Origin of the sequence: Guyparkeria sp. TX1 (genome assembly GCF_046523965.1) — a bacterium.
In the GTDB taxonomy this organism is placed as follows: domain Bacteria; phylum Pseudomonadota; class Gammaproteobacteria; order Halothiobacillales; family Halothiobacillaceae; genus Guyparkeria.
The window spans coordinates 495,316-521,042 of record NZ_CP144142.1; the positions used below are offsets into that span (position 1 = coordinate 495,316).

The following is a 25,727-nucleotide window of genomic DNA, read 5'->3' on the forward strand; positions in this document are numbered from 1 at the left end:
TTTCGCGTGCTTCCGCGGCCGGCGGCCGAACCGGATCAACTCACCTCGATGCGCCGCGGCTTCGACGTCTCCGCCTTGGGGATGGTCACCGTGAGTACGCCGTGCTCGGAACTCGCCTTGATACCATCTGCATCCACCTGCTCGGGCAGGGTGAAGCGACGGTAGAAGCGTCCGTAATGGCGCTCGATCCGCGCGTAGCCGTCCTGCGACTTCTTGAGCTCCGAGTTGCGCTCGCCCTTGATCTCGAGCACGCCGTTGTCGGCGGTCACCTCGACGCTCTTCGGGTCGATACCCGGCAGGTCGACGTGCAGCTCGTAGGCGTTCTCGTTTTCCTTGATGTCGACCGCCGGCGCCCAGTCCGCGACCTCGAGCTTGCCCTCGTCACGCGCTTCATTGAGGCTCGGCTCGAACAGCGAGTTCATCTCGCGATAGAGCTGATCCAGCATACCCCACGGTTGATTGCGGATCTGACCTTCCGGCTTGTAACGCACAATAGCCATATTCAACACCTCCCTTCGATGCTCAATGACGGGCCAATGCCGTGTTCATGCCTTTGATGTAGGTCGACCGCGGGGATTTTCAAGGCCCGGACACGACAAGGCCCCGCCGAGGCGGGGCCTTGTGTCACGCGTCAATCCGGCAGGCGACTTAGCGCTGACGGGCCTTGAAGCGCGGGTTGGTCTTGTTGATGACGTAAACCTTGCCGCGACGACGAACGACTTGGCAGTCCTTGTGTCGCTTCTTGGCTGACTTGAGAGAAGACAGAATTTTCATGGACGCCCCTTTCGCTAATCCGCTCGGTTCCACACAAAGCGCGGCAATATAGCGGATCCGGAGCACAATGGCAACCCACCCGTTCGCCCTGGGCCTTCTGGACACTGCAGGGTCGACCGGTTGCAGGTATCCTCGCTGCCTGCACCAACCAACCGGGACGCCTGAATGACAGACATCGTGATCGCCACCAACAACGACGGCAAGATGGCCGAGTTCGAGGAAATGCGCCGCGTGCTGGCGGCCAGCCATCCGACCCTGGACCGGCTGCGCTTCGTCTCGCAGCGCGGTTGGAACGTCTCGTCACCGGTCGAGGATGCCGACAGCTTCCGCGGCAATGCCCTGATCAAGGCACGACACACCGCCGCGCTCACCGGTCACCCGGCCATCGGTGACGATTCCGGGCTGGTGGTCGATGCCCTCGATGGCCAACCAGGCATCTTCTCCTCGCGCTTTGCCGGCGAGGAGGCAAGCGATGCCGAGAACAACCAAAAACTGGTCGACGAACTGGCGCGTCGCCCGGATGCTCCGCGCAGCGCGCGTTTCGTCTGTGCCCTGGCCTTCGTCCGCCATGCCGAGGACGATGCCCCGATCATCGTCGAGGGCACCTGGGAGGGCGAGGTGCTCGATGCCCCGCGCGGTGCGCGCGGTTTCGGCTACGACCCGCTGTTCTTCTCGCCGGAACACGGCATGAGCGTCGGCGAGATGGACCCGGACGACAAGCACCGGGCCAGTCATCGGGCGCGCGCCTTGAAGCAGCTGATCGAGCAGCTGGCTACCCTCGACATCAACCCCGCGTGAGCCACTCATGAGCCTGTTGCAGTTCACCGACAACCCGCCGCTCTCGCTCTACGTCCACCTGCCGTGGTGCGTGGAGAAATGCCCCTACTGCGATTTCAACTCGCACGGGCTCAAGGGCCGAGACCTGCCCGAGGAGAAATACGTCGACGCGCTGCTGCGCGACCTCGAGCCCGAGCTGCCGCTAATCTGGGGGCGACCAATCGAGACGATCTTCCTCGGCGGCGGCACGCCCAGCCTGTTCTCCCCGGAGGCACTCGATCGGCTGATGTCCGGCCTGCGTGCGCTGCTCGACCTGCGCTTTACCCGCGAAGTGACCCTCGAGGTCAACCCGGGCACCGACATGGCATCGCGGCTGGCCGAGTACCGCGCCATCGGCTTCAACCGGGTCTCGATCGGCGTGCAGAGCTTCAACGACGAATCGCTCAAGCGTCTGGGCCGCATCCACGACCGGCGAGCGGCCTGGCGCACCATCGAAGCGGCGCACGATGCGGGGCTCGACAGCTTCAATATCGACCTGATGCACGGCCTGCCCGGGCAAACGGAAGACGATGGCCTGGTGGATATCGACACCGCGATCTCGCTCGAACCGCCCCACCTGTCCTGGTACCAACTGACCATCGAACCCAACACGGCGTTCGCGTTCAGCCCACCGGCGCTACCGCCGGAGGCGACCCTCGACCGGATCGGCGAGGCGGGCGCCCAGCGTCTCCTCGATGCCGGTTACGGGCACTACGAGATTTCGGCGTTCGCCCAGCCGGACCACTCCTGCCAGCACAACCTCAACTACTGGCAGTTCGGCGATTACCTCGGCATCGGTGCCGGCGCACACGGCAAGCTGACGATCCCGGCGGAAAACCGCATCGAACGACGCCTGCGCAGCCCCCACCCCAATCAGTATCTCGAGCTCGCGGGTCAACCGGCGAACATCGACGCCCACGACATCAAGCGCCAGGAGATCCCGTTCGAGTTCATGCTCAATGCCCTACGGCTGACCAAGGGTTTCCCGGTGGGCCTGTTCCAGGAACGCACGGGCATGCCCATCGCCATGGTCTCCAAGACACTGCGCGGGCTGGAGGAAGACGGCCTGATCGAATGGGACATCCAGACCATCCGGCCGACCGACCGCGGCCTGCGCTTTCTCAACGACGTGCTGGGCCGGTTCCTGCCAGACGAGTCGCCCGCCGGTTAATCGCCCTTCTTGCGCGGACGCTGCCAACCGTCGATCACGGACTGGCGAGCGCGCGCCACGGCGAGTTGCCCCTGACCCACGTTGCGGGTAATGGTCGACCCGGCCCCGATGGTCGCATCATCACCCACGCTGACCGGGGCCACCAGCTGCGTCGCCGAGCCGACGAACACCCGATCACCGATCTCGGTGTGGTGTTTGTTCGCGCCGTCGTAGTTGCAGGTGATGGTACCCGCGCCGAGGTTGCTGTCATCGCCGACCCGGGCATCGCCCACGTACGAGAGGTGATTGACCTTGGAACGCGCGCCGATGCGGGCCGCCTTGATCTCGACGAAGTTGCCGATCTTGGCCGACGAATCGAGCGCCGCACCCGGACGTAACCGAGCATAGGGGCCGATGGCGTTGTCGCCCGCGGTGACCACCCCGTCGATATGACTGAACGCCTCCACCGTCGACCCGGGGCCGATCTCGCAGTCACGCAGGACGCAGTGCGGACCGATATGGACGTTGTCGCCGAGACGCACGCTGCCCTCGAACACGCAGTCCACGTCGATCGACACATCCTGTCCGCAGTCGAGCGAACCCCGGATGTCGATGCGCGCCGTGTCGGCCACGGTCGTGCCGGCCAGTGCCAGTGCCTCGGCCTGACGCTGCTGGTAGACCCTCTCGAGGCGAGACAGCGCGAGGCGATCGTTTACCCCGGTCACCGCCCACGCATCCTCGGCGATGACCGCCTCGACGACCTTGTCCTCGGCGGCGGCCATCTCGATGATGTCCGTGAGATAGAGCTCGCCCTGCGCGTTGCCGGATTCAAGCCGATCGAGCCATGTCTCCAGCTCGCCATAGCGCGCCATCAGGATGCCGGTGTTGACCTCACGGACCTCGCGCTCCGCCTCGCTGGCATCCTTCTGCTCGACGATGCGCAGCACACGTCCCGTGTCATCGCGCAAGATGCGGCCATAGCCGGTAGGGTCGTCCATGTGCACCGTCAACAGCGAGACGACCGCGTTCGACCCGGTCAGGCGTGCAAGCAGATCGGCACCGAGTAGCGGCACATCGGCGTACAGCACCAGCACCCGGTCGTCCGGCCGCGCCTGCAGCCCCTCGATCCCGAGCTGGACCGCGTGGCCAGTACCGTTCTGTTCGTGCTGCCAGACCCAGTCGAGGTTGCGGTGAGACTGCGATTCGCGCACCGCTTCCCCCTGGTGGCCGATCACGACCCGAACCGTGGCCGGATTCAGTGCCGCAGCGGTGTCCAAGCAGTGGGCCAGCATCGAGCGGCCGGCAAGCTCATGGAGTACCTTCGGCTTGCTCGAGCGCATGCGCGTCCCCTTGCCCGCGGCAAGGACGACGACGTGCACTCGGCCGGTAGCGGAATCCTTCATTGCGTTTGTACCTCTGGTTTCGAGCCGACCGCGTCGGCGGAAACAAAAAAGGAGCCCGTAGGCCCCTTTTCAACACGTCAGCCGACGCGTCGCCTTAGTGACGACCGCCCGCGGAACGCATGGACTTGATCCACTTGAGACGTTCTTCCGCCTCGACCATGATCATCTGGGCCGAAGTGAAGTCGAGCTGCCCGCGCTGCTCGTACTCGGAAACGTACTCTTCCTCTTCGCCCATGCGGGCTTCGAGTTCGTTCGGATCCAGGTTCTTCGCGTCCTCTTCCGTCAGCGCCCAGTCAGCGATGATGCTGACGACGTGGGGTTGGACTTCGACCACCCCGAAACCGACGAAATAGCGCACGATCGAGCCGTCGTCCTGATGCACCCGGACTTCGCCCGGGCGCAGTACCGACAACGTCTGCGTGTGGCGGGCCGTGACGCCCATTTCGCCGGCTTCGGTCGGGATGGTGACGAAGGTCGCCTTCCCGGTGAAGATCGGCTTTTCCATGCTGACGATGTCGACTCGGGTAGTCATAGCCATTGTCGACCTCCGTTATCAGGCCTTCTCAGCCATCTTGTTGGCCTTCTCGACGGCTTCGTCGATGGTGCCAACCATGTAGAACGCCTGCTCCGGCAGGTGGTCGTATTCGCCGGCCACGATGCCTTTGAACGCGCGGATCGTTTCTTTCAGCGGCACGTAACGGCCCGGAGCGCCGGTGAATACCTCGGCGACGAAGAACGGCTGCGACATGAAGCGCTGGATCTTACGAGCACGGGAAACCACGGCCTTGTCGTCGTCGGACAGCTCGTCCATCCCGAGGATGGCGATGATGTCCTTCAACTCCTTGTAGCGCTGCAGGGTGTTCTGCACGCCGCGGGCAGTGTTGTAGTGCTCTTCACCAACAACCTGCGGGTCGAGCTGACGGCTGGTGGAATCCAGCGGGTCGATCGCCGGGTAGATACCCATGGCGGCGATGTCACGCGCCAGTACGACGGTCGCGTCGAGGTGGGCGAAGGTGGTCGCCGGAGCCGGGTCGGTCAGGTCGTCCGCTGGTACGTAGACCGCCTGGACGGAGGTGATCGAACCCGTCTTGGTCGAGGTGATGCGCTCCTGAAGAACGCCCATTTCCTCGGCCAGCGTCGGCTGGTAGCCCACCGCGGCCGGCATACGGCCCAGCAGTGCGGAAACCTCGGTGCCCGCGAGGGTGTAACGGTAGATGTTGTCGATGAACATCAGCACGTCACGGCCTTCGTCACGGAAGAACTCGGCCATGGTCAGGCCGGTCAGCGCGACGCGCAGACGGTTGCCCGGCGGCTCGTTCATCTGGCCGTAGACCAGGGCCACCTTGTCGAGGACGTTGGAGTCCTTCATCTCGTGGTAGAAGTCGTTCCCTTCACGGGTACGCTCGCCCACGCCGGCAAATACCGAGTAACCGCTGTGCTCGACGGCGATGTTACGGATCAGCTCCATCATGTTGACGGTCTTGCCCACACCGGCGCCGCCGAACAGGCCGACCTTGCCGCCCTTCGCGAACGGGCAGAGCAGGTCGATGACCTTGACGCCGGTCTCCAGCAGTTCGGTACCGGCCGCCTGCTCGTCGAAGGTCGGTGCCTTGCGGTGAATCGACCACTTCTCGTCGGTTTCGACCGCGCCGGCCTCGTCGATCGGCTCGCCCAGGACGTCCATGATGCGACCCAGGGTGCCCTTGCCAACCGGAACCGAGATCGGCTTGCCGGTGTTGGACACGGCCAGACCGCGTTTGAGACCGTCGGAGGTGCCCATCGCGATGCCACGAACGATGCCGTCACCGATCTGCTGTTGAACCTCGATCACCAGACCGTTCTCGTCGACACGCAGCGCGTCGTAGACGGAAGGCACCTGGTCATGCGGAAATTCGACGTCGATCACCGCCCCGATGATCTCGACAATTTTTCCAGAACTCATGTGTGTTCCTCTTTCAATTCGAAAAATGGGTTGGTGCCGTCGTCACACGGCGGCCGCGCCGGACACGATCTCGGAGATCTCCTGGGTGATCGCCGCCTGACGCGCCTTGTTGTACTGCTGCTTGAGGTCCGTGATCATGTCGTTGGCGTTATCGGATGCGTTCTTCATCGCGATCCGACGGGCCGCCATTTCGCAAGCCACGTTCTCAATGGTGGCCGACACGATCTGACCCGCCATGTACCGCTTGAGCACCGCGTCCAGGACGATCTGCGAGTCGGGCTCGTAGATGTAGTCCCAGTGATGCTTGAGGCTCTCGTCCTCCTGGTACTGCAAGGGGGCGATCTGCTCGACGGACGGATCCTGGGTCATCGAATTGACGAACCCGTTGTGCGCCAGATCGATCCGATCGACGTCGCCGTTCTCGAACGCGGCAAGCGCCGCATTGATCGCCTTGCGCATCGAAGCGTAATTCGGCTTGTCTCCCAGACCGGTGACGGAGGTCAGGATGTTGCCCCCGTACCGGCGGAAGAAAGCCCGCCCCTTGCTGCCGACGGGAATGACGTCGACCTCGACACCATTCTTCTCGTATTCCCGAATCTTGTCGGCCGTGCGCTTGAGCAGGTTGACGTTCAGCCCGCCGCACAGGCCACGATCCGTGGTCACCACGATCATCAGAACGCGCTTGACTTCACGCTCGACCATCAGCGGATGGCGGTACTCAGGATGCGCGTTGGTGATGTGACCCACCACCTCGAGAAACTTCTCGGCGTAGGGGCGCGTCGCCTCCATCGCTTCCTGGGCGCGCCGCATCTTGGATGCGGCCACCATTTCCATCGCCTTGGTGATCTTGCGCGTGTTCTGGACGCTCTTGATCTTGGTGCGAATCTCTTTGCCTACGGCCATGATCTCGCCCCCCGGTTAATAGACGCCTTTGGACTTGAAGTCCTCGACGACCTTCTTCAGCTCGGCGGCGATCTCGTCGCTGTAGTTGCCTTCGTCACCGATCTTCTTCGCCAGCTCGCCGGCGTTGTCGCCCGCGTAAGCATGCAGCGCGGCCTCGAAGTCGTTGACCTTCTCGACCGGCACGTCATCGAGGAAGCCCTCGTTGGCGGCGGTGAGCGACAGGGCCATTTCGGTGACCGACAGCGGCTTGTACTGCGGCTGCTTCATCAGCTCGGTGACGCGCTTGCCGCGCTCGAGCTGCTTGCGGGTCGCCTCGTCCAGGTCGGAAGCGAACTGCGAGAACGCCGCCAGCTCGCGGTACTGGGCGAGGTCGGTACGGATACCGCCAGCCAGCTTCTTGACCGCCTTGGTCTGGGCCGAGCCGCCAACACGCGATACCGAGATACCCGGGTTGATTGCCGGGCGGATACCGGAGTTGAACAGGTCGGTCTCGAGGAAGATCTGACCATCGGTGATCGAGATCACGTTGGTCGGAACGAACGCGGAAACGTCGCCGCCCTGGGTCTCGATGATCGGCAGCGCGGTCAGCGAGCCGGTCTTGCCCTTGACTTCACCGTTGGTGAACTTCTCGACGTAGTCCTCGTTGACCCGCGAGGCACGCTCGAGGAGACGCGAGTGCAGGTAGAAGATGTCACCCGGGTAGGCTTCGCGGCCCGGCGGACGACGCAGCAGCAGGGAGATCTGGCGGTAGGCCCAGGCCTGCTTGGTCAGGTCGTCGTACACGATCAGCGAGTCCATGCCGCGATCGCGGAAGTACTCGCCCATGGTGCAGCCGGCGTAGGCGGCCAGGTACTGCATGGCGGCCGGGTCGGAAGCGCCGGCGGATACGACGATGGTGTACTCCATCGCGCCGTGCTTCTCGAGCTCGCGGACCACGTTGGCGACCGTCGAGGCCTTCTGGCCCATCGCGACGTAAACGCAGTAAACGCCCTTGCCCTTCTGGTTGATGATGGTGTCGATCGCGACCGCGGTCTTACCGGTCTGGCGGTCGCCGATGATCAGCTCGCGCTGACCACGACCGATCGGCACCATCGAGTCGATCGCCTTGATACCGGTGAGGATCGGCTCGTCGACGCTCTGGCGCTCGATGACACCCGGGGCGATCTTTTCGATCGGCGCGGTGGTCTCGGCATTGAGCTCGCCACGGCCGTCGATCGGCTGACCGAGGGTGTTCACGACGCGGCCCAGCAGTTCCTTGCCGATCGGCACTTCCAGGATGCGCTGGGTGCACTTGACCTGGTCGCCCTCGGTGAGGTGCTCGTAGGCACCCAGGACTACGGCGCCGACGGAGTCACGCTCCAGGTTCATGGCTACGGCGAACGAGCCGCCCGGCAGCTCGAGCATCTCGCCGAGCATGGCTTCGCTCAGGCCGTGGATTTTGATGATGCCGTCGCCCACCGAGACGATGGTGCCGACGGTTTGCGCTTCCGCGCCGGCATCGAAGTTTTCGATGCGCTCTTTAATCAGACTGCTGATTTCAGACGGGTTGATCATGGAAGATCTCCTTAGCGACTCATTTGTACGGCAAGATGCTCGAGCTCTCCGCGCATCGATCCGTCGATGACCAGGTCACCGGCGCGGACGATCGCGCCGCCGATGAGGTCTTCGTCGACGGTAGTTTCGAGCTCTACGGTGCGATCGAGTCGCTTGCCGAGCGCTGTTTTGATTTGGTTCGACTGCTCGTCGGTCAGAGGCTTAGCCGAGACGACGGAGGCCACGATGCGGCGCTCCCCTTCGGCACGCAGCTTCTCGAACTCCGCGGCCACTTCCGGCAGCAGATCGAGGCGGTCGCGTTCGCCGAGCAGACGCACGAGATTAAGCGCCTTCTCGTCGACCGCGCCCTCGACCACCTTGATGAAGCCGGCGAGCCGATCGGCACGGGAACGAGCCTCGTCGCCCAGAAACGCCACCATGTCGGCGTTCTGCGCGACCGCAGACAACCCGGCAAGCGTCTCGGACCAGTGCTTGGCCTGTGCCGCATCGGCACAGAGGTCATGCACTGCCTTCGCGTACGAGATGGCAACTGTGGTGTTCTCAGACATAGGGCCTCCGCTTGTCTTAGATCCGAGCGATCAGATCTGAGATCGCGGATTCGTGGTCCTTGTCCGTCACCTCACGCTTGAGGATGCGCTCGGCACCGGTGGCAGCCACGTCGGCAACCTGGGCGCGGAGCTCTTCCTTGGCGCGATTGACCTCGCGGTCGATCTCGGCGTTGGCCTGGGCAACGATGCGCTCGGCTTCGGTCTTGGCGTTGTTACGCGCCTCTTCCAGGATCTGGTTCGAACGAGAATTCGCCTGAGCGATGATGTCGTTCGCCTTGTCCTTGGCCTCGCGCAGCAGCTCGGTCGAGCGCTCCTGGGCCAGTTTCAGCTCGTGCTTGCCACGCTCGGAAGCGGACAGGCCGTCAGCAATCTTCTTGCGACGCGCTTCCATCAGGGCAGAAAGCGGCGCCCACAGATATTTGTTGACCAGCCAGATCATCAGCACGAAGGCGATCAGCTGAGCAAGCAGTGTGATCGAAATACTCACAATGTCCCCTCGCGTAAATACGGATTGGGTTTCCGGTCAGCATGAAGCGGCGGGTCGAACCGCCGCCCATGCCGAATCGATGTCACGAAGGACGCGATTTAGAGAGCGCCAATCGCGGCGGTCAGGGCACCGACGAACGGGTTGGCGAACAGGAACCACATCGCGAACGCGAGGATGATGAACGGGAACGACTCCATCAGACCGGCGAAGATGAACATGTTGGTCATCAGCTGCGGACGCATTTCCGGCTGACGCGCGATGCCCTCGAGGGTCTTGGAACAGATCAGGCCCCAGCCGATGGCCGAGCCGAGGCCGGCGGCAGCGAGGATCACACCAACGCCAACTGCGGTGTAGGCATAGATGGTAGCGAGCATATCGGGGGTCATAGCTTCTTCTCCTAATCAGAAAAACAAAGGGTCAAAGGAAACTCGGGTCGGTACTCAGTGATCGTCCAGGGTATGTGCCATACCGATGTAGACGATGGTGAGCACCATGAAGATGAATGCCTGCAGCGTGATGACCAGGATGTGGAAGGCAATCCACGCCATGTCCAGCACGACCTGCAGCGGGAACCAGATGAGCAGGCTGGCACTGATGGTCGCACCCAGGGTCAGCAGGGCGATCAGCAGGAAGACCAACTCACCGGCAAACATGTTGCCGAACAGACGCAGCGCGAGGCTGATCGGCTTGGCAAGCTCGTCGATGGCGGTCATCACGATGTTGATCGGAATCAGGAACTTGCCGAAGGGGTGGAACAGGAACATCTTGATGTATCCACCCAGCCCCTTCACCTTGATGCTGTAGTAAATGGTCAGGATGAACACGAACAGCGCCATGGCGAGCGTGGTGTTCAGATCGGTGGTCGGGACCACCTTGAGGTATTCGACACCCAGACCGGAAGCGATGGCCGGCAGCAGGTCGACGGGGATCAGGTCCATGAAGTTCATGAGCCAGACCCACAGCAGGATGGTCAGCGCCAGCGGGGCGATGATCTTCGGCGCCCGACTGCCGAAGGAGTCGCGGATCTGCTCGTCGACGAACTCCAGTATGCCTTCGGCGGCATTCTGCAGGCCGTTGGGCGTCTCCGCGCGCAGGCCGCGGCCGATACGCATGGCGACGAACACGATCAGCGCACCCAGCAGGATGCTGAAGAACAGCGTGTCGATGTTCAGCGTCCAGAAGCCCTCGCCAACAGAGAGGTTGGTCAGGTGATGCTGGATATATTCAACCGGGCCACCGCCCGCATTCTCCGTAGCCACTGTCTCTAACTCCTCAAGCTTGAAATCAATCTGTTGTCTGGTCGGTCGGACGTCCGGAATCCTGACCGCGGGCCGCGAGGACGCCGGCGATCATGGCGACCACGAAGGCCCCGACCATGAATCGCGCGTCCAGCTTCAGCAGCCCGAGTCCGACCGCCATCAGGGCAAGCAGCGCGACAAACCGCACCACCGCCCCGAGATACATCGTGTTCATGCTCTGCTGCGGCGACTCCACCGCCAGCTCGGTCGCCCGTGCCATCGTCCGGCGGAGCATCCAGGCCAGCAGCATCGCTACCGCCACCCCACCGCCGGCCGACAACGCCGCGTGCGGCGAATGCAGCAAAGCCGCGCCGACGGCCAGCGCCAGAACGGTCAACTGGACCATCACCACGCGCCGCCCGCGGCGGGTGATCGCTTCGGCCATGCGACTCACGGGCGCTCCGAATCCTTCTTTTCCGACTCGTCGCGACCGGTTGCCAGCAAAGTCTTCTTCGCATTGCGCATGCCGGCGACGAAACCGAAGGCCCCGAGGATCAGCATGAAGATCGGCGCCGTCTCCAGCCAGCTGTCCAGCAAGAAGCCGAGAAAAAACCCGGCGATGATGCTGGAGGCGAACATGTTTCCCGCGCCGACCTGCAGCAGGCCCTTGAAGCGCGCACTCCAGTAGCCACCCTGGCCTTTCTGGCCAGCATCGGCGGGCGTCTTGTCGCGATCGTTCATGTTCGGGGCCCAAAAATTGGCGGCCAGTGTAGCGATTCGCTCATCGATCGACAAGCAATGATGCCTTGGCTGGCTATGAGTCGGGCGCCTGCCGATAGGTCGCTGCCATCGCGCTGGCTGCCCTTGTCGCTTGAGCGCAGGCGCGTGCGCTTGAACAGGAGCCGGGTCAGTCCACCTCGGGGCGTCCGGCCTCGCTGCGACCGACAAGACGCTCGATCAGGCCGTCGAGCTGATCGAGGCTGTCGAAACCCAGAACCACACGCCCCTTGCCGCGGCGATTGGCCTGGATGGTGACGGCCGTGCCGAGCGCCTCGCCCAGCCGCCGCTCGAGGGCGCGAGTATCCGGGTCATCGCCACCCTCGGGGGCGGGGCTGGCCGCCTTGAGGTAACGGCCGACCATCGACTCGACCTGACGCACGGTCAGCGTGCGCGAGACTACCTTCTCGGCAATGCCGGCCTGCTCCTTTTTCGGCAGGACGGCGAGGCTGCGGGCGTGGCCGGCCTCGATCTTGCGCTCGCGCAACAGCTTCTGCACCGGGGCGGCCAGGTCCAGCAGCCGCAGGGCATTGCTGACCGCCGGGCGCGAGACACCCAGCACGTCGGCGACCTGCTGGTGGGTAAGCTCGAATTCCTTGACCAAACGCTGCATCGCCTGGGCCTGCTCGATGGCATCGAGATCCTCGCGCTGCAGGTTCTCGATCAAGGCCATGGCGGCCGCCTGATTGTCGTCGATCTCGCGCACCACCGCCGGGATGTGATCGAGACCGGCCTTCTGCGCGGCCCGCCAGCGGCGCTCGCCGGCGATCAGTTCGTATTCGCCGGAACGGCGGCGTACCACCACCGGCTGGATCACGCCCTGGGCTCGGATGGAATCGGCCAGCTCGGTCAGGGCGGCCTCGTCGAACCGGGTGCGCGGCTGGAACGGGTTGGGGCGAATCAGGTCGACCGCCAGCTCACGCAGCTGTGCCCCGGCTTGCTCCGCGGGACGCTCCGCGGTGCCCAGCAGGGCATCCAGACCGCGCCCCAACCCCTTGCGTTTCGTGCTCATGGAAAGGCCTCTGTATGTCCCGTTCGTCAGTCGCGACCGGCCGCCCCGGCGCGGCCTTGGCGCAGGGCGGCCGGCTTGCCCAGCTTGCCGCGCTTGCGAGCCCGCTTGACCAGCTCGCGGGCCACGTCGGCATGCGCCTCGGCGCCGCTGGAGCTCTTGTCGTAGAACATGGCCGGCAGGCCGTGACTGGGCGCCTCGGCCAGCCGCACGTTGCGCGGCACCAGGGCCTCGAAGACACGGTCGCCGAAGTGCTGGCGCAGCTGCCCGCTCACATCCTGCGCGAGGCGGTTGCGCGCATCATACAGCGTGCGCAGCACCCCGGCGATGCCGAGGTCCGGGTTCAGCGCCACCCGCACCTGCTCGATCGTATCCAGCAGGGCGGAGAGCCCCTCCAAGGCGAAGTATTCGCACTGCACCGGGATCAGCACGTCATCGGCCGCGGCCAGGCTGTTGATCGTGAGGGTGTTCAAGGCCGGCGGACAGTCAATCAGGATGAAGTCGTAGTCGTCGACCAACGGGGCGAGCGCCTGGCGCAGCTTGGTCTCACGGCCGATGCGCGTGACCAACTGGAACTCGGTCCCGGCCAGGTCGATGGTCGCGGGCAGCAGGTCGAAGCCGCCCGGGTCGGTGGGCAGCAGCGCCTCGGCGACATCGATTTCCTCGAGCAGCACCTGGCCGACGTGACGCTCGACCGAATGCTTGTCGAAACCCGAACTGACGGTGGCGTTGCCCTGCGGGTCCATGTCGACCAGCAGCACGCGGCGACCGAATGCCTGCAACGCGGCGGCGAGATTCACCGCCGTGGTGGTCTTGCCGACGCCGCCCTTCTGGTTGGTGATCGCGAGCACCCAGCTCATGCGGTGCCCGCCCGTTCGACGACCAGCAGGTGGCGTTCGGCATCGAGATCGGGGATATCCAGCACATGCCGGGCGGTGACGGCGAACCCGTCGGGCAGGGCGTCGAGCTCCTGCGGATCGAGCCGCCCCTTCATGGCATACAGGTGCCCGCCGTCGGCGAGCAGCGGGCCACCGAGGCGGACGAAATCGGCCAGCGCGGCAAACGCCCGCGAGATGACGCAATCGAACCGGTCGGCCGGATCGAGCTGCTCGACACGTTCGCGTCGCACGGTGACGTTGCCCAGCCCCAGCTCGCGCTGGGCGGCCATGGCAAAACGCGTCATCTTGAGATTGGAGTCGACCAAGGTGACCTCACTGTCGGGGCGACAAACCGCCAAGATCATACCCGGTATGCCGGGACCACTGCCAATGTCGAGCAGACGTGGACAGGCCGGCAGGTGGGGGAGCACCGCCAACGAGTCGAGCAGGTGGCGCGTGACCATCGACTCGGGATCACGCACCGCGGTGAGGTTGTAGGCGCGATTCCAGCGGGCAAGCAGCTCGAGGTAGTCGATCAGTCGCTGCCCGACGGCCGGCGCGAGCGAGAGCCCGAGGCGCTGCGCGCCATCGAACAGCTGGTGCTCAAGTCGATTCCGTTGCTCGTCGGATAGCGCCGCGGGCATGCGATCAGGCCGAGCGGGCCAGCTGGCCGCGGCGCTTGAGGTGCACCAGCAACAGGGACACGGCCGCCGGGGTCACGCCGGGAATGCGCGCGGCCTGGCCAACCGTGGCCGGGCGCTGTTGGCTAAGCTTGTCGCGCACCTCATTGGACAGCCCCGGGATCTCGGCGTAGTCGATATCCGCCGGGATCGCTTCCTGCTCCTGCTTGACCGAGCGGGCGACCTCGTCGCGCTGCCGATCGATGTAGCCGGCGTACTTCGCCTCGATCTCGAGCTGCTCGATCACCGCCGGGGCGGGCGTGGCGGCGGGCGCCAGTTCGTCGACCGCGGCGATGGCGGCGTAGTCGAGCTCGGGGCGACGCAGCAGATCGAGCGCAGTGACGTTGCGCGAGATCGACCCGTCGAGCTTGTCGGCCGCCGGGTGACCCGGGTGGACCCAGATGTCACCCAAACGGGCCCGCTCGGACTCGATCGCCTCCATCTTCTCGTTGAAGGCCCGCCAGCGGCGCTCGTCGACCAGGCCCAGCTCGCGGCCAATCGCGGTCAGGCGCTGGTCGGCGTTGTCCTCACGCAGCATCAGGCGGTATTCCGCCCGGCTCGTGAACATGCGGTAGGGCTCGAGCGTGCCCTGCGTAGTGAGATCGTCGACCAGCACGCCCAGGTAAGCCTGGTCGCGGCGGAGGGTGAGCGGATCGCGATCGAGCACGCGCGCCGCGGCATTCGCACCAGCCATCAGCCCCTGCGCGGCGGCCTCCTCGTAGCCGGTAGTGCCGTTGATCTGCCCGGCGAAGAACAGGCCGTCGATCGCCCGGGTCTCGAGCGTGGGCTTGAGACCGCGCGGGTCGAAGAAGTCGTACTCGATCGCGTAGCCCGGGCGCGTGATGTGCGCGTTCTCGAAGCCACGGATCGAGCGCACCAGCTCGAGCTGCACGTCGAACGGCAGGCTGGTGGAAATGCCGTTGGGATAGACCTCGTGGGTATCAAGCCCCTCGGGCTCGACGAATATCTGGTGCGAATTCTTGTCGGCGAAGCGGTGGATCTTGTCCTCGATCGATGGGCAGTAGCGCGGGCCGATGCCCTCGATGTTGCCGGTAAACATCGGCGAGCGATCCAGCCCGCCGCGGATGATCTCGTGGGTGCGCTCGTTGGTATGCGTGATGAAGCAGTCGACCTGGCGCGGGTGCTCCTCGGGCGAGCCGAGGAAGGAGAACACCGGCGTGGGCGTATCGCCCGGCTGGGCCTGCATCACCGAATAATCGAGGCTGCGGCCGTCGAGGCGCGGCGGCGTGCCGGTCTTCAGCCGCGCCACGCCCAGGTCGAGCGAGCGCAGGGTGTCGGCGAGCTTCTTGGCCGGCGGGTCACCGGCTCGGCCGCCCTCGGAGCGCTCCAGCCCGACGTGGATCTGCCCGGCGAGAAAGGTGCCGGCGGTCAGCACCACCGACTCGCCATAGAACTCGATGCCGCCGGCGGTGCGTACACCCACAACCCGCTCGCCGTCGAGGATCAGATCGTCGACGGCCTGCTGGAACAGGGTCAGGTGCGGCTGGTTCTCCAGCATGTGGCGCACGGCGGCCTTGTAACGCACCCGGTCGGCCTGGGCGCGGGTGGCACGCACGGCCGGCCCCTTGCGGGCGTTGAGGATGCGGAACTGGATGCCGCCGAGATCGGCGGCGTGCGCCATCGCCCCACCCAGCGCGTCGATCTCCTTGACCAGGTGCCCCTTGCCGATCCCGCCGATGGCGGGGTTGCAGCTCATCTGGCCGAGAGTCTCGATGTTGTGGGTGACCAGCAAGGTCTCCACGCCCATGCGCGCGGACGCCAGCGCCGCCTCGGTGCCGGCATGGCCGCCGCCGATGACGATCACGGGAAATCGATCTGGATAACGCATGGGAACCTCCTGCCGCCAAAACGGCTAATCACCCCCGGCACGAAATGGGGCCGTGGGAAGGTGTGCACGAATCGGATGCCGCTCTGCGCGTTTTGACCGGGGTAGATGCAAGGCGTCCGTCCGCCGCGGAAGAGTCACTCTCTTTCCAAGGACGGCAACGCAGCAGATGCCCCGGTCAAGGCGCGCCCTGCGGGGCCCGGCCAGAGTGGCGTTCGATTCGTGCACACCTTCCCCCCCGAGGGCGCGGCAGTATAACGGAAACCGCTGTCAAATCCAGCAGTTATCGCCCGCCATCACGCCGCGCCGACCACCGCCGGGTCGCCGCGTTCGAAGGCCCGGCGCAGGCGGCTCACGCCACCACGAAACGCGTGGGCATCGAAGCCGGCGCGCTGCATCCGCTCGGCGAGCAGGGGCGCGTTCGCCCCGCGCAGGCAGTAGAGCAGGTAGCAGCGATCCTTCGACAACGACTCGAATTGGCGCGCAAGCTCGTCCGGCGGGTAATTGACCGCGCCGGGCAGGTGCCAGTCGCGAAAACGGCGCGGCGGCTGACAATCAATGACCTGCGCATCGGCGGGAATCACGTCGGCAAGGACATCGGGCTCGGCGAGGGCCTCCTCCGTCAACACGGCGAGATCGATCTCGCGTGCCTCGGCCACCGCCCGCTCGAGCAGGGCGTGGTCGAGTTGCGCCTCCTCGCGGTCGATCCGCCCGCGCCGGGACGAGACCAGCGGCTTGCTGTTCGACAGCGCGCAGAACTCCGGCACGCCCTCGGAAAGCTCGTAGGTGCCGATCCGGCGGGCGAGCGTCATGATCTCGGTCTTGTCGAAACCGATCAGCGGACGCAGCACCGGCAACCCGCTGGCCGGATCGATGCTGTTGAGGTTCGACAGGGTCTGCGAGGAGACCTGCGAGAGCGCCTCGCCGGTGACCAGCGCCTGCGAGCCGGTGCGCCGGGCAATGGCTTCGCCGGCTCGATACATCAATCGCTTGAGCACCACCTGCCAGACTTCGCCGGCCAATCGCTCGCGCATGTCGGCGACCACCGGCAGGAAATCGACCACAAACAGCCGCGGCCGGTCGCCGATAGCCCAGTCGCGGGCCAAGCGGTGGGCGATGCGCGTCACCATGTGCTCGTGGGTCGCCCCGCCGAGGTTACAGAAGACGTAGTCGTTGCCCACCCCGCGGCGCATCGTGTACCAGGCGGCCACCGGCGAGTCGAAGCCGCCGGACATCAGCGTGACCGCCCGGTCCTGCACCCCCAGCGGCACGCCGCCCGGCCCCGGTTGGCGCCGGGTGAAGACCCAGGCGCCCGCCTCGACCAGATCGATCTCGACCCGCACGTCGGGCCGATCGAGATTGACCGTGCCGAAGGGGTTGAGCGCCGCGCCTACCTGGCGTTCGACCTCGCGGGTCGAAAGCTGGGCGCCGCCATGGCGCTTGCAGCGCACCGCGTAAGTTCGACCACGAACGGTCTCGACGAAGCGTGTCCGCGCGGCCTCGACCAGCGCTGCCACGGTCGGCTCGACCACCGCCTCCACCGGCGAGTAGGAGGCCACGCCGAAGACGCGCTCCAGCCGCTCGGCGGCGACCTCGCGCTCCCGGGTCAACAGCAGCAGTCGCCCCTGGTCGACGCGTAACTCATGCGCCACCCCGTCGAGGGCCATGCGCAGGTTGTTCATCAGGATATTGCGAAAGCGGCGGCGCGTCGGAGACGACTTCAACTGCATTTCCGGGGCGGGCCGGACGATGATCCGTTCGGGCCAGTCGTGTTGGGTCATAGCGGGTGATGAGATCGGTACGAATGAAACCAGTGGCCACCCCGCGACTTCATGTGCGGGCGCGGGGGGCGGCCAGTGGACAGGACAAGGAGGGCGAAGTTGCCCGGGGCAGGCGCCGCGACGATCAGACGTCGCCGAGCGCCTCCTGCATGAAGGGCGGGATGGCCAGCAACCCGCGGTGCAACTCGGTGCGGTAAAAGCGGGTGGCGACATCGTCGGCCAGCGGGCGAATCTCGTCGAGCGGCCCCGACTTGCGCGCCAGGGTGCCGGTGATCGAGCCGCCCGGGTAGACCGGCTGCGGGAACAGCAGCGAACGGCGCTCGGCAAAGCCGGCCGCCTTCATCGCACGGTGGTAATCGAGCATCAGCGGCATGTGATAGAACGGCGATTCGCTCTGACCGACCATGATGCCGTCCTCGCGCAGCACGCGGTGGCAGTCAGCGAGGAAATCGGGGCCGAACAGGCCGGTGCCGGGGCCAATCGGGTCGGTCGAATCGACGATGATCACGTCGACGCTCGCGGCCGGCGCGTTGCGCATCCAGGCCACGCCGTCCTCGAAGCGCAGCGACACGCGCGGGTCATCGTTGTGGGCAGTCAGTTCCGGAAAGAAACGCTCGGCGGCGCGGGTGACCGCCTCGTCGATGTCGATCTGCACCACCGACTCGACTTCGCGGTGCTTGAGCACCTCGGTCAGCGTGCCGCAGTCGCCGCCACCGATGATCACCACGTTGCGCGGGTTCGCGTGCGTCTGCAGCGCCGGGTGCGACATCATCTCGTGGTAGACGAAGTTCTCCAGCGACGAGAGCATCATGACCCCATCGAGCAGCATCAGGTTGCCCCAGTGCTCGGTGCGCCAGACCTCGAGGTGCTGGTAGGGCGTCTGCTCGTCGAGCAGTTTTTCGGTCGCGCGGATGCCGAAGCGCGCCCCCATCTCCTCGACCGTCTCGTAGACCCACTCGTCGTGCTTGCCGGACATGACCTCCCTCCCGTGATTCGCCTCGCCCCGACCCGATTCGGGGCCTCAGGCAAGCTGCAAATGTGACAGAATACCAGCCGCGAGCCCCCGCGTGACGGATGGTGCCCGGCCTATATCCCGCCGGAACGATTTCACGCCGGGCCGCCATTTCGAATAACAACACACAACCAACACGGAACCTATCCCACCCATGAAAACCTGGCAGGACTCTCGACTTACCGCCTTTATCGTCACCCTCGGACTCGCCGTCATCGGCGCGTTGGCCATCGGCCAGATCTACGACTACATCGACCAGCGGCTGCTGCAGTTTCTCGCCTCGGCGGCCGTCATCCTGATCATCTCCCTGTTGGCCGGCTGGCTCGCACCCCGTTCCGCCAAGCCCGGCCTGCGCCCCAAGGAAGTCGCGGTGGAACACGAACCGGTTCGCGAGACCGGCAAGGTCAAGTGGTTCAACGTCGACAAGGGCTTCGGCTTCATCATTCGCGACAACGGTGAAGACCTGTTCGTCCACTTCCGCGCCATCAACGATGGCGGCGCCTCGCGCCTCAACGAAGGTCAGCAGGTCGAATACCAGATCGGCCAGGGTCGCAAGGGCCCGCAAGCCGAAGAAGTCGTCATTCTCGACTGATCGCACTGCCCTCGGCCGGGCCGCCCAGCGGCTCGCAACAGGCCGGCAGGGTTTCCCGAATCGACTGTGCCAGCACCTGGACCGCCTGCGGCCGCGAAAAGCGCCGGCGGCTGGCCAGCGCGATGTCGCGGGTGGGCGTGTCGCTGGCAAACGGCAGGTAGCGCACCAGCGCCTGCGTGCCCTCGTCCTGCGCCCAAGTCGAGGCGCAGGGCAGCACGGTGATCCCCGCGCCGCTGGCGACCATCATGCGCATGGTTTCCAGCGAGCCGCCCTCCAGCGTGCGCTGCAGGCGTCCGAACGCCCGGCCGTCGTTGCAGCGCGGGCAGACGCCCAGCACCTGGTCCCGAAAGCAGTGCCCCTGACCGAGCAGCAGCAAATCGTGCTCGGCCAGCTGGTCGGGCTCGATCGCATCCTGCTCGGCCAGGGGATGGCCGACCGGCACCGCCACCGTGAACGGCTCCCGGTAGACCGGCTCGACCACCACGCCCGGCGCCTCGAACGGCAGGGACAGCACGACCACATCCACTTCGCCGTGCTCGAGCTGTTCGGCCAGGTCGGCCGTCAGCCCCTCGGTGATCTCGATCGGCATCCGGGGCGCCAACTGGTGCAGCCGGCCGATCAGGCGGGGCAGGAGATAGGGGCCGACCGTGTGGATCAGCCCGACGCGCAAGGGGGCGGCCAGTGGATCGCGCCGGGTGTGGGCCAGCTCCTCGAGGCGCTCCATCTCGGCGAGCACCCGCTCGGCCTGCTCGATGATCGCGCGGCCTTCCGGGGTGACCTGCACCTCGGAGCGACTGGCGCGTTCGAAGATCTGCACCCCGAGCGCGGACTCCAGCCGCTTGACCCCGACGCTCAGGGTGGGCTGGCTGACGAAACAGCGCGCGGCGGCACGGCCGAAATGCCGCTCGCGCGCAACGGCGACCACGTAGCGGAGCTCGGTCAAAGAAGCCATGAAAGGCAGGTTCCTTTTGCGTGATCGATAAGGCCGGGCCATACTCCGGGTGTTCGGCACGCCCGACCGGGCTGTCGGGCAGCAGAATAGCACCACGAGGTGCGGTCGCTTGAAAAGCGGCGTCAAGGGATGAACAATTGCCCGACAGGCATTAACAGTCACTGATATTTAGGAGTCATGCCGTGAGCGACAACATCGTCTACGTATCCGACGCGGATTTCGAAGCCCAGGTCATCAACAGCGACACGCCCGTGCTGGTCGACTTCTGGGCCGAATGGTGCGGACCCTGCAAGATGATCTCGCCGATTCTCGACGAGGTCGCCGACGACTACGCCGGCAAGCTCAAGATCGCCAAGGTCAACATCGACGAGAACCCGGAAACCCCGCGCCAGAACGGCATCCGCGGCATCCCGACCCTGATGCTGTTCAAGGGCGGCAAGGTCGAGGGCACCAAGGTCGGCGCGGTATCCAAGTCGCAACTGACCGACTTCATCGACTCGGCCCTGTAACCGCCGGGGACACGGGAACCGACCTCAATCTTCGCCGACCGGGCTTGACCTGTTTGGCAAGTGGTCGGTTCTGTGCCAGAATCCCCGCCAATACAAGGGACTGCTGAACGCCACCCATCCCGCTCTGCCCGCCCTGAAGCTTTACCGGCCCATCGGCTGCGAGCCACTTGGATGCGTTCAGCGACTCCCTGAGACGACACACCCCTTCTGTCGTCCGGCCACACCTCGGTGGCCTACCGATCTCAGCATTTGATTTCTCCTTTCGACATCCCGTTGATTTTCCATCTGTGGCCCGCCGCGGTCCCCACGACGAATCCTTCCGAATGAATCTAACCGAACTCAAGAGCAAGCCCGTTCCGGAACTCATGGATCTGGCCCAGTCGATGGGGCTGGAAAACATCGCCCGGACCCGCAAGCAGGACGTCATCTTCGCCCTGCTCAAGGCCCACGCGAAAACCGGCGAGTCGATCCACGGTGACGGCGTGCTGGAAATCCTCTCGGACGGGTTCGGTTTCCTGCGCAGCTCCGACGGCTCCTATCTCGCCGGGCCGGCCGACATCTACGTCTCGCCCTCGCAGATACGCCGCTTCAACCTGCAGACCGGCGATTCCATCAGCGGCTCGATCCGACCGCCCAAGGACAACGAGCGCTACTTCGCGCTCTTGAAGATCGAGAAGATCAACTTCGAGAAGCCCGAGGCCTCCAAGACCAAGATCCTGTTCGGGGATCTCACGCCGCTGCACGCCGAGCAGCGCATGCGGATGGAGCGCGGCAACGGCTCGACCGAGGACCTGACCGCGCGGATCATCGACATCGTCTCGCCGGTCGGCAAGGGCCAGCGCGGCCTGATCGTCGCTCCGCCGAAGGCCGGCAAGACCATGCTGCTGCAGAACATCGCGCAGAGCATTGCCCACAACCACCCCGAGTGCGACCTGATCGTGCTGCTGATCGACGAGCGGCCCGAGGAAGTCACCGAAATGCAGCGCACCGTGCGCGGCGAGGTGGTCGCCTCGACGTTCGACGAGCCGGCCCCCCGCCACGTGCAGGTCGCCGAGATGGTAATCGAGAAGGCCAAGCGCCTGGTCGAGCACAAGCGTGACGTGGTGATCCTGCTCGACTCGATCACCCGCCTGGCTCGCGCCTACAACACCGTGGTGCCGTCCTCGGGCAAGGTGCTGACCGGTGGTGTCGACGCCAATGCCCTCCACCGTCCCAAGCGCTTCTTCGGCGCCGCGCGCAATGTCGAGGAGGGCGGCAGCCTGACCATCCTCGCCACCGCGCTGGTCGATACCGGCTCGAAGATGGACGAGGTGATCTATGAGGAATTCAAGGGCACCGGCAACATGGAGCTCCACCTCGACCGGCGCATCGCGGAAAAGCGCGTCTACCCGGCGATCAACATCAACCGTTCCGGCACGCGCCGGGAAGAGCTGCTCACGGATGCCGAGGAACTGCAGAAGATGTGGATCCTGCGCAAGTTCCTCCACCCGATGGGCGAGCTCGAGGCAGTGGAATTCCTGCTCGACAAGCTGCAGCAGACCAAGACCAACAACGAGTTCTACGACTCGATGCGCCGCGGTTGACAGACCCGTCACCCGAAACGAGAAACCCCGGCTCAAGCCGGGGTTTTTTGTTGTCCGCCCGCTCAGTCGGCGGTTCGTAATGCCTTGAGGTCATCGAGCACGTCTCGGACGTGCTCGTCCGGGTTCACCTTGCGGTAGATCGTCGCGATCCGACCATGGGGATCAATGATGAAGGTCTGGCGCTTGGCGAACTTCACCACCAGGAAGTCGCTCAGCGCGCCGTAGCGCTCGACCACCTCGCCGTCCGGGTCGGCGAGCAGCGGGAAGGGCAACTCGTACTCGCGGGCAAAATCGGCGTGACTCTCCACGCTGTCCATGCTCACGCCCAGCACGGCCGCGTCCTGCGCGATCAGCCGATTGATGTTGTCACGGAAGCTGCAGGCCTCGGTGGTACAGCCGGGCGTGTCGTCCTTGGGATAGAAATACAGCACCAGCCACTGGCCACGGTAGTCCTCGAGTCGACGGGTCTCACCGTGCTGGTCGGGCAGGGCGAAGGCAGGCGCCGTATCACCAACCGCAAGGTCGGCAGCCTGGGCCGTCCCGGCAAGCAACAAGGAGGCGAAAAGAGCGGAGAGTCGACGCATGGCTCGCTTACCGTGGTAGGTAGGGCCCACGAAGTAAAGCAGCTTTTTCGCCGTTCGCCAGCCCCGATTGACCGACCGCAACCGGCTCAACCCCGACCGATGGCCCGCCAGCCGATGTCGCGACGGCAGAAGCCGCCCTCGAACTTCACCTTGTCGACACCGGCGTAGGCGGCCTGTTGCGCGGCCTCGACGGTCTCGCCCAGCGCGGTGATGCAGAGCACGCGACCGCCGTTGGTGACGACCTGGCCTTCCTTCTCGGCCGTGCCGGCGTGGAAGGCCTTGACGCCCGCGGGCAGCGCATCGAGGCCGGTGATCACGTCACCCTTCGACGAGCTCTCCGGGTAACCGGCCGAGGCCAGCACCACGCCGACGGCGGCCTTTTCGGTCCACTCGGCGCTGACCTGATCGAGCGTGCCGTTGACGCCGGCCTCGATCAGGTCGACGAGATCGCTGTCCAGGCGCATCAACACCGGCTGGGTTTCCGGGTCGCCGAAGCGGCAGTTGAATTCCAGCACCTGCGGCTCGCCATCCGCGCCGATCATAAGCCCGGCGTAGAGAAAGCCGGTGTAGGGCAGGCCGTCGAGGGCCATGCCCTTCACGGTCGGCTCGATCACCTGCGCCATCACCTGCTCGATCATCGCGTCATCGAGCACTGGCGCAGGCGAGTAGGCGCCCATGCCGCCGGTGTTGGGGCCTTTATCCCCCTCGTCGCGGGCCTTGTGGTCCTGGCTGGAGGCCATCGGCAGGACGTGCTCGCCATCGACCATGACGATGAAGCTCGCCTCCTCGCCCGCAAGGAAGGACTCGACCACCACGCGCGCGCCGGCCGCGCCGAACTGACCGGCGAAGATGTCGCGGATGGCCGCCTCGGCCTCCTCGATGCGCTGGGCGACGATCACGCCCTTGCCGGCCGCCAGCCCGTCGGCCTTCACCACCACCGGGGCGCCATGCTCGTGAACGAAGTCGATCGCCGGCGCGGCGGTGTCGAACACCCGGTACTTGGCGGTGGGGATGCCGTGGCGCTCCATGAAGTCCTTGGCGAAGGCCTTGGAACCCTCCAGCTGGGCCGCCTTTTGGGTCGGGCCGAAGATCGACAGCTCGGCGTCGCGGAAGGTGTCGACCACGCCCTCGACCAGCGGCGCCTCGGGACCGACCACGGTCAGATCGATGGCGTTATCGGCCGCGAAGGCGACCAGTTCGGCGACGTTGGTCGCGGAAATCGGCACGTTGCGGCACTTGACCTCGGTGGCCGTGCCGGGGTTGCCCGGGGCGACAAAGACCGTCTCCACCCGCGACGACTGGGCGATCTTCCATGCCAGGGCGTGCTCGCGGCCGCCTCCACCGATTACCAGTACCTTCATGCCTTTACCTCCAAGCCGTCACCAGGCAAGTCTGCTCGGTTCGCCTGACCGCGCAACCGGGGGTGGCGTCACGGGCAGGCGAACGGGATTGTGGCTCGCATTCTACATCAGCCCACGGACCCTCGGCCGGCCGGTCCTGCACGGCGAAACGCCCGGCTGGCCTACAATGCCCGGATGCCATCGATCATGCTGTTCGAACCCGAGATCCCGCCCAACACCGGCAACCTGATCCGGTTGTGTGCCAATACCGGCTCGACGCTGCACCTGGTCGAGCCGCTCGGCTTCTCCCTGTCGGAAAAGGCCGTGCGCCGGGCCGGGCTGGACTACCACACCCTGACCCACGTTCATCGCCACGCCGATCTCGAGCAGGCGCGGGCGGCGATTACCGGGCGGCTGCTGGCGTTCTCCACGCGCGGCACGACGCGCTACGACCGGATTGAATACCACCCCGACGACGTGTTGCTGTTCGGCCCCGAGACCCGCGGCCTGCCCGACGAGGTACTGGAGTCCCTGCCCGCATCGCAACGGCTCTACCTGCCGATGGTGCCGGGCTCGCGCAGCCTCAACCTGGCCAACGCCGCCGCCGTGGCCTTCTTCGAGGCCTGGCGTCAACTGAACTTCGAGGGGGCGCAATGATCGACAAGTGGCGCATGCAGCCCATCGGGCATATCGAGAGCCCCTACCGGGAAGGCTTCGGCATTCCGCGCCAGTCGGGCATCGTGCCGGCAGCCACCGGCATCCTGGTGCCGACCGCCGAGTGGCGGGACCCGACCGCGTGGCAAGGCATCGAGGCGTTCTCGCACCTATGGCTGGTCTGGGTATTCCATGCCAAGCGGCGCATGCACGCCGGTGACCGCAAGGCGGTCCGGCCACCGCGCCTGGGCGGGAACGAACGGGTGGGGGTATTCGCCAGTCGCGCCCCGATACGGCCTAACCCGATCGGGCTCTCGGTGGTGCGGCTGATCGACGTGCAGCAGGTCGATAACGGGGTGCGGCTGCATCTGGGCGGGCTGGATCTGCTCGACGGCACGCCAATCCTCGACGTCAAGCCACACGTGCCCTACGCCGACTGCCCAACCGACAGCCGTGGCGGCTGGGCCAGCGCACCGCCGGAGCGGCTGGCCGTAGTCTGGGGCGCGGCCGAGCCGTGGCTAGAACGACTGTCATCCGAACGGATCGCGCTGATCGAGCAGACCCTCGCCCAGGACCCCCGTCCGGCGTTCCACGACGACCCGGAGCGAGTCTACGGCATGCGCATCGAGGAGATCGACGTGCGTTTCGTGGTGCGCGAGCATCGCGCGGAGATCCGGGAGATCGTGACCGCCGATCACTGACGGCCGGGACAGGC

At 65.5% G+C, this 25,727-nt stretch carries 29 protein-coding genes; 7 read left to right on the top strand and 22 right to left on the bottom strand.

The features are described from left to right. Nucleotides 1-35: 35 nt before the first annotated feature. Together VWP12_RS02350 and ykgO are read right to left on the bottom strand one after the other, a co-directional pair. Nucleotides 36-500 carry an Hsp20/alpha crystallin family protein gene (locus tag VWP12_RS02350; protein ID WP_410474442.1) on the bottom strand — a complete coding sequence of 155 codons (465 nt, stop codon included), beginning with the start codon at nucleotides 498-500 and terminating at the stop codon, nucleotides 36-38. A gap of 148 nt (nucleotides 501-648) precedes the next feature. Then, complete coding sequence (gene ykgO, locus VWP12_RS02355) at nucleotides 649-774, bottom strand: type B 50S ribosomal protein L36 (protein ID WP_058574874.1); 126 nt, start codon at nucleotides 772-774, stop codon at nucleotides 649-651. A gap of 165 nt (nucleotides 775-939) precedes the next feature. Here ykgO and rdgB point away from each other — a divergent pair, with 165 nt between their 5' ends. Both rdgB and hemW read left to right on the top strand, forming a co-directional pair. Next, nucleotides 940-1,572, top strand: coding sequence for an RdgB/HAM1 family non-canonical purine NTP pyrophosphatase (gene rdgB, locus VWP12_RS02360; RefSeq protein WP_410474443.1), 633 nt, complete (start codon nucleotides 940-942; stop codon nucleotides 1,570-1,572). A gap of 7 nt (nucleotides 1,573-1,579) precedes the next feature. Next, nucleotides 1,580-2,761 (top strand): radical SAM family heme chaperone HemW, encoded by a 1,182-nt coding sequence (gene hemW / locus VWP12_RS02365; protein WP_410474444.1) that lies wholly within the window; start codon nucleotides 1,580-1,582, stop codon nucleotides 2,759-2,761. Here the strand turns inward: hemW and glmU are convergent. The 17 genes from glmU to speE form a co-directional block, all read right to left on the bottom strand. Continuing rightward, the gene (gene glmU, locus VWP12_RS02370) at nucleotides 2,758-4,143 is read right to left on the bottom strand and encodes a bifunctional UDP-N-acetylglucosamine diphosphorylase/glucosamine-1-phosphate N-acetyltransferase GlmU (protein ID WP_410474445.1); all 1,386 of its coding nucleotides are present in this window, start codon (nucleotides 4,141-4,143) and stop codon (nucleotides 2,758-2,760) included. The genes hemW and glmU overlap by 4 nt on opposite strands. Before the next feature lie 94 nt (nucleotides 4,144-4,237). Next, nucleotides 4,238-4,681 carry an ATP synthase F1 subunit epsilon gene (atpC, locus tag VWP12_RS02375; RefSeq protein WP_410474446.1) on the bottom strand — a complete coding sequence of 148 codons (444 nt, stop codon included), beginning with the start codon at nucleotides 4,679-4,681 and terminating at the stop codon, nucleotides 4,238-4,240. Between the two features lie 15 nt (nucleotides 4,682-4,696). Next, nucleotides 4,697-6,085: a F0F1 ATP synthase subunit beta gene (gene atpD / locus VWP12_RS02380; protein WP_125198242.1), complete on the bottom strand. Its 1,389-nt coding sequence runs from the start codon at nucleotides 6,083-6,085 to the stop codon at nucleotides 4,697-4,699. A 42-nt stretch (nucleotides 6,086-6,127) separates the two neighbouring features. Then, nucleotides 6,128-6,988, bottom strand: a complete 861-nt coding sequence (gene atpG / locus VWP12_RS02385; RefSeq protein WP_410474447.1) for a F0F1 ATP synthase subunit gamma — start codon at nucleotides 6,986-6,988, stop codon at nucleotides 6,128-6,130. A gap of 15 nt (nucleotides 6,989-7,003) precedes the next feature. After that, nucleotides 7,004-8,542, bottom strand: a complete 1,539-nt coding sequence (atpA, locus tag VWP12_RS02390; RefSeq protein WP_410474448.1) for a F0F1 ATP synthase subunit alpha — start codon at nucleotides 8,540-8,542, stop codon at nucleotides 7,004-7,006. Between the two features lie 11 nt (nucleotides 8,543-8,553). Next, nucleotides 8,554-9,090 carry a F0F1 ATP synthase subunit delta gene (locus VWP12_RS02395; RefSeq protein WP_410474449.1) on the bottom strand — a complete coding sequence of 179 codons (537 nt, stop codon included), beginning with the start codon at nucleotides 9,088-9,090 and terminating at the stop codon, nucleotides 8,554-8,556. A 16-nt stretch (nucleotides 9,091-9,106) separates the two neighbouring features. After that, nucleotides 9,107-9,577: a F0F1 ATP synthase subunit B gene (locus VWP12_RS02400; protein WP_125198246.1), complete on the bottom strand. Its 471-nt coding sequence runs from the start codon at nucleotides 9,575-9,577 to the stop codon at nucleotides 9,107-9,109. A 98-nt stretch (nucleotides 9,578-9,675) separates the two neighbouring features. Continuing rightward, nucleotides 9,676-9,963 carry a F0F1 ATP synthase subunit C gene (atpE, locus tag VWP12_RS02405; protein WP_125198247.1) on the bottom strand — a complete coding sequence of 96 codons (288 nt, stop codon included), beginning with the start codon at nucleotides 9,961-9,963 and terminating at the stop codon, nucleotides 9,676-9,678. Nucleotides 9,964-10,017: 54 nt separating this feature from the next. Beyond that, nucleotides 10,018-10,836 carry a F0F1 ATP synthase subunit A gene (atpB, locus tag VWP12_RS02410; protein ID WP_125198248.1) on the bottom strand — a complete coding sequence of 273 codons (819 nt, stop codon included), beginning with the start codon at nucleotides 10,834-10,836 and terminating at the stop codon, nucleotides 10,018-10,020. 25 nt (nucleotides 10,837-10,861) lie between these two features. Continuing rightward, complete coding sequence (locus tag VWP12_RS02415) at nucleotides 10,862-11,260, bottom strand: ATP synthase subunit I (protein WP_410474450.1); 399 nt, start codon at nucleotides 11,258-11,260, stop codon at nucleotides 10,862-10,864. Between the two features lie 5 nt (nucleotides 11,261-11,265). Beyond that, complete coding sequence (locus VWP12_RS02420) at nucleotides 11,266-11,556, bottom strand: AtpZ/AtpI family protein (protein WP_410474451.1); 291 nt, start codon at nucleotides 11,554-11,556, stop codon at nucleotides 11,266-11,268. Between the two features lie 166 nt (nucleotides 11,557-11,722). Next, the gene (locus VWP12_RS02425; RefSeq protein WP_410474452.1) at nucleotides 11,723-12,604 is read right to left on the bottom strand and encodes a ParB/RepB/Spo0J family partition protein; all 882 of its coding nucleotides are present in this window, start codon (nucleotides 12,602-12,604) and stop codon (nucleotides 11,723-11,725) included. 26 nt (nucleotides 12,605-12,630) lie between these two features. After that, nucleotides 12,631-13,461 (bottom strand): ParA family protein, encoded by an 831-nt coding sequence (locus tag VWP12_RS02430; protein ID WP_125198252.1) that lies wholly within the window; start codon nucleotides 13,459-13,461, stop codon nucleotides 12,631-12,633. After that, nucleotides 13,458-14,123 carry a 16S rRNA (guanine(527)-N(7))-methyltransferase RsmG gene (gene rsmG, locus VWP12_RS02435; protein ID WP_125198253.1) on the bottom strand — a complete coding sequence of 222 codons (666 nt, stop codon included), beginning with the start codon at nucleotides 14,121-14,123 and terminating at the stop codon, nucleotides 13,458-13,460. The genes VWP12_RS02430 and rsmG overlap by 4 nt, the downstream gene beginning before the upstream one ends. A gap of 4 nt (nucleotides 14,124-14,127) precedes the next feature. Next, nucleotides 14,128-16,008 carry a tRNA uridine-5-carboxymethylaminomethyl(34) synthesis enzyme MnmG gene (gene mnmG, locus VWP12_RS02440; protein ID WP_410474453.1) on the bottom strand — a complete coding sequence of 627 codons (1,881 nt, stop codon included), beginning with the start codon at nucleotides 16,006-16,008 and terminating at the stop codon, nucleotides 14,128-14,130. A gap of 293 nt (nucleotides 16,009-16,301) precedes the next feature. Further along, complete coding sequence (locus VWP12_RS02445; protein ID WP_410474454.1) at nucleotides 16,302-17,786, bottom strand: rhodanese-like domain-containing protein; 1,485 nt, start codon at nucleotides 17,784-17,786, stop codon at nucleotides 16,302-16,304. Nucleotides 17,787-17,910: 124 nt separating this feature from the next. Continuing rightward, nucleotides 17,911-18,762 (bottom strand): polyamine aminopropyltransferase, encoded by an 852-nt coding sequence (gene speE / locus VWP12_RS02450; protein ID WP_410474455.1) that lies wholly within the window; start codon nucleotides 18,760-18,762, stop codon nucleotides 17,911-17,913. 406 nt (nucleotides 18,763-19,168) lie between these two features. On the opposite strand from speE, the gene VWP12_RS02455 reads away from it, so the two are divergent. Continuing rightward, nucleotides 19,169-19,390: a cold-shock protein gene (locus VWP12_RS02455; RefSeq protein ID WP_240031400.1), complete on the top strand. Its 222-nt coding sequence runs from the start codon at nucleotides 19,169-19,171 to the stop codon at nucleotides 19,388-19,390. On the opposite strand, the gene VWP12_RS02460 is transcribed toward VWP12_RS02455, so the two are convergent. Next, entirely contained in the window at nucleotides 19,377-20,342 is a 966-nt protein-coding gene (locus VWP12_RS02460; RefSeq protein ID WP_125198258.1) for a hydrogen peroxide-inducible genes activator, read from the bottom strand. The genes VWP12_RS02455 and VWP12_RS02460 overlap by 14 nt on opposite strands. Nucleotides 20,343-20,524: 182 nt before the next feature. Here VWP12_RS02460 and trxA point away from each other — a divergent pair, with 182 nt between their 5' ends. After that, nucleotides 20,525-20,851 carry a thioredoxin TrxA gene (gene trxA / locus VWP12_RS02465; RefSeq protein WP_125198259.1) on the top strand — a complete coding sequence of 109 codons (327 nt, stop codon included), beginning with the start codon at nucleotides 20,525-20,527 and terminating at the stop codon, nucleotides 20,849-20,851. A 323-nt stretch (nucleotides 20,852-21,174) separates the two neighbouring features. Continuing rightward, the gene (rho, locus tag VWP12_RS02470; RefSeq protein WP_125198260.1) at nucleotides 21,175-22,434 is read left to right on the top strand and encodes a transcription termination factor Rho; all 1,260 of its coding nucleotides are present in this window, start codon (nucleotides 21,175-21,177) and stop codon (nucleotides 22,432-22,434) included. Nucleotides 22,435-22,496: 62 nt separating this feature from the next. On the opposite strand, the gene VWP12_RS02475 is transcribed toward rho, so the two are convergent. Both VWP12_RS02475 and purD read right to left on the bottom strand, forming a co-directional pair. Further along, on the bottom strand, nucleotides 22,497-23,018 hold the full coding sequence (locus VWP12_RS02475; RefSeq protein WP_410474456.1) for a peroxiredoxin: 522 nt from the start codon (nucleotides 23,016-23,018) through the stop codon (nucleotides 22,497-22,499). Nucleotides 23,019-23,104: 86 nt separating this feature from the next. Beyond that, nucleotides 23,105-24,379, bottom strand: a complete 1,275-nt coding sequence (purD, locus tag VWP12_RS02480; RefSeq protein WP_410474457.1) for a phosphoribosylamine--glycine ligase — start codon at nucleotides 24,377-24,379, stop codon at nucleotides 23,105-23,107. Nucleotides 24,380-24,553: 174 nt separating this feature from the next. Between purD and VWP12_RS02485 the strand changes: the two genes are divergently transcribed. Both VWP12_RS02485 and tsaA read left to right on the top strand, forming a co-directional pair. Next, nucleotides 24,554-25,015, top strand: a complete 462-nt coding sequence (locus VWP12_RS02485) for a tRNA (cytidine(34)-2'-O)-methyltransferase (RefSeq protein WP_410474458.1) — start codon at nucleotides 24,554-24,556, stop codon at nucleotides 25,013-25,015. Further along, nucleotides 25,012-25,713, top strand: a complete 702-nt coding sequence (tsaA, locus tag VWP12_RS02490; protein WP_410474459.1) for a tRNA (N6-threonylcarbamoyladenosine(37)-N6)-methyltransferase TrmO — start codon at nucleotides 25,012-25,014, stop codon at nucleotides 25,711-25,713. The genes VWP12_RS02485 and tsaA overlap by 4 nt, the downstream gene beginning before the upstream one ends. Nucleotides 25,714-25,727 lie beyond the last annotated feature (14 nt).

Coding starts and splice junctions, on each gene's coding strand:
- mnmG (WP_410474453.1), bottom strand. CDS start 16,008: ATGCGTTATCCAGATCGATTTCCCGTGATCGTCATCGGCGGCGGCCAT.
- glmU (WP_410474445.1), bottom strand. CDS start 4,143: ATGAAGGATTCCGCTACCGGCCGAGTGCACGTCGTCGTCCTTGCCGCG.
- atpE (WP_125198247.1), bottom strand. CDS start 9,963: ATGACCCCCGATATGCTCGCTACCATCTATGCCTACACCGCAGTTGGC.
- VWP12_RS02445 (WP_410474454.1), bottom strand. CDS start 17,786: ATGACCCAACACGACTGGCCCGAACGGATCATCGTCCGGCCCGCCCCG.
- VWP12_RS02415 (WP_410474450.1), bottom strand. CDS start 11,260: ATGGCCGAAGCGATCACCCGCCGCGGGCGGCGCGTGGTGATGGTCCAG.
- VWP12_RS02350 (WP_410474442.1), bottom strand. CDS start 500: ATGGCTATTGTGCGTTACAAGCCGGAAGGTCAGATCCGCAATCAACCG.
- VWP12_RS02425 (WP_410474452.1), bottom strand. CDS start 12,604: ATGAGCACGAAACGCAAGGGGTTGGGGCGCGGTCTGGATGCCCTGCTG.
- VWP12_RS02485 (WP_410474458.1), top strand. CDS start 24,554: ATGCCATCGATCATGCTGTTCGAACCCGAGATCCCGCCCAACACCGGC.
- VWP12_RS02420 (WP_410474451.1), bottom strand. CDS start 11,556: ATGAACGATCGCGACAAGACGCCCGCCGATGCTGGCCAGAAAGGCCAG.
- tsaA (WP_410474459.1), top strand. CDS start 25,012: ATGATCGACAAGTGGCGCATGCAGCCCATCGGGCATATCGAGAGCCCC.
- rsmG (WP_125198253.1), bottom strand. CDS start 14,123: ATGCCCGCGGCGCTATCCGACGAGCAACGGAATCGACTTGAGCACCAG.
- atpC (WP_410474446.1), bottom strand. CDS start 4,681: ATGGCTATGACTACCCGAGTCGACATCGTCAGCATGGAAAAGCCGATC.
- hemW (WP_410474444.1), top strand. CDS start 1,580: ATGAGCCTGTTGCAGTTCACCGACAACCCGCCGCTCTCGCTCTACGTC.
- VWP12_RS02475 (WP_410474456.1), bottom strand. CDS start 23,018: ATGCGTCGACTCTCCGCTCTTTTCGCCTCCTTGTTGCTTGCCGGGACG.
- VWP12_RS02395 (WP_410474449.1), bottom strand. CDS start 9,090: ATGTCTGAGAACACCACAGTTGCCATCTCGTACGCGAAGGCAGTGCAT.
- speE (WP_410474455.1), bottom strand. CDS start 18,762: ATGTCCGGCAAGCACGACGAGTGGGTCTACGAGACGGTCGAGGAGATG.
- atpG (WP_410474447.1), bottom strand. CDS start 6,988: ATGGCCGTAGGCAAAGAGATTCGCACCAAGATCAAGAGCGTCCAGAAC.
- VWP12_RS02430 (WP_125198252.1), bottom strand. CDS start 13,461: ATGAGCTGGGTGCTCGCGATCACCAACCAGAAGGGCGGCGTCGGCAAG.
- rdgB (WP_410474443.1), top strand. CDS start 940: ATGACAGACATCGTGATCGCCACCAACAACGACGGCAAGATGGCCGAG.
- ykgO (WP_058574874.1), bottom strand. CDS start 774: ATGAAAATTCTGTCTTCTCTCAAGTCAGCCAAGAAGCGACACAAGGAC.
- VWP12_RS02460 (WP_125198258.1), bottom strand. CDS start 20,342: ATGGCTTCTTTGACCGAGCTCCGCTACGTGGTCGCCGTTGCGCGCGAG.
- purD (WP_410474457.1), bottom strand. CDS start 24,379: ATGAAGGTACTGGTAATCGGTGGAGGCGGCCGCGAGCACGCCCTGGCA.
- atpA (WP_410474448.1), bottom strand. CDS start 8,542: ATGATCAACCCGTCTGAAATCAGCAGTCTGATTAAAGAGCGCATCGAA.
- atpD (WP_125198242.1), bottom strand. CDS start 6,085: ATGAGTTCTGGAAAAATTGTCGAGATCATCGGGGCGGTGATCGACGTC.
- rho (WP_125198260.1), top strand. CDS start 21,175: ATGAATCTAACCGAACTCAAGAGCAAGCCCGTTCCGGAACTCATGGAT.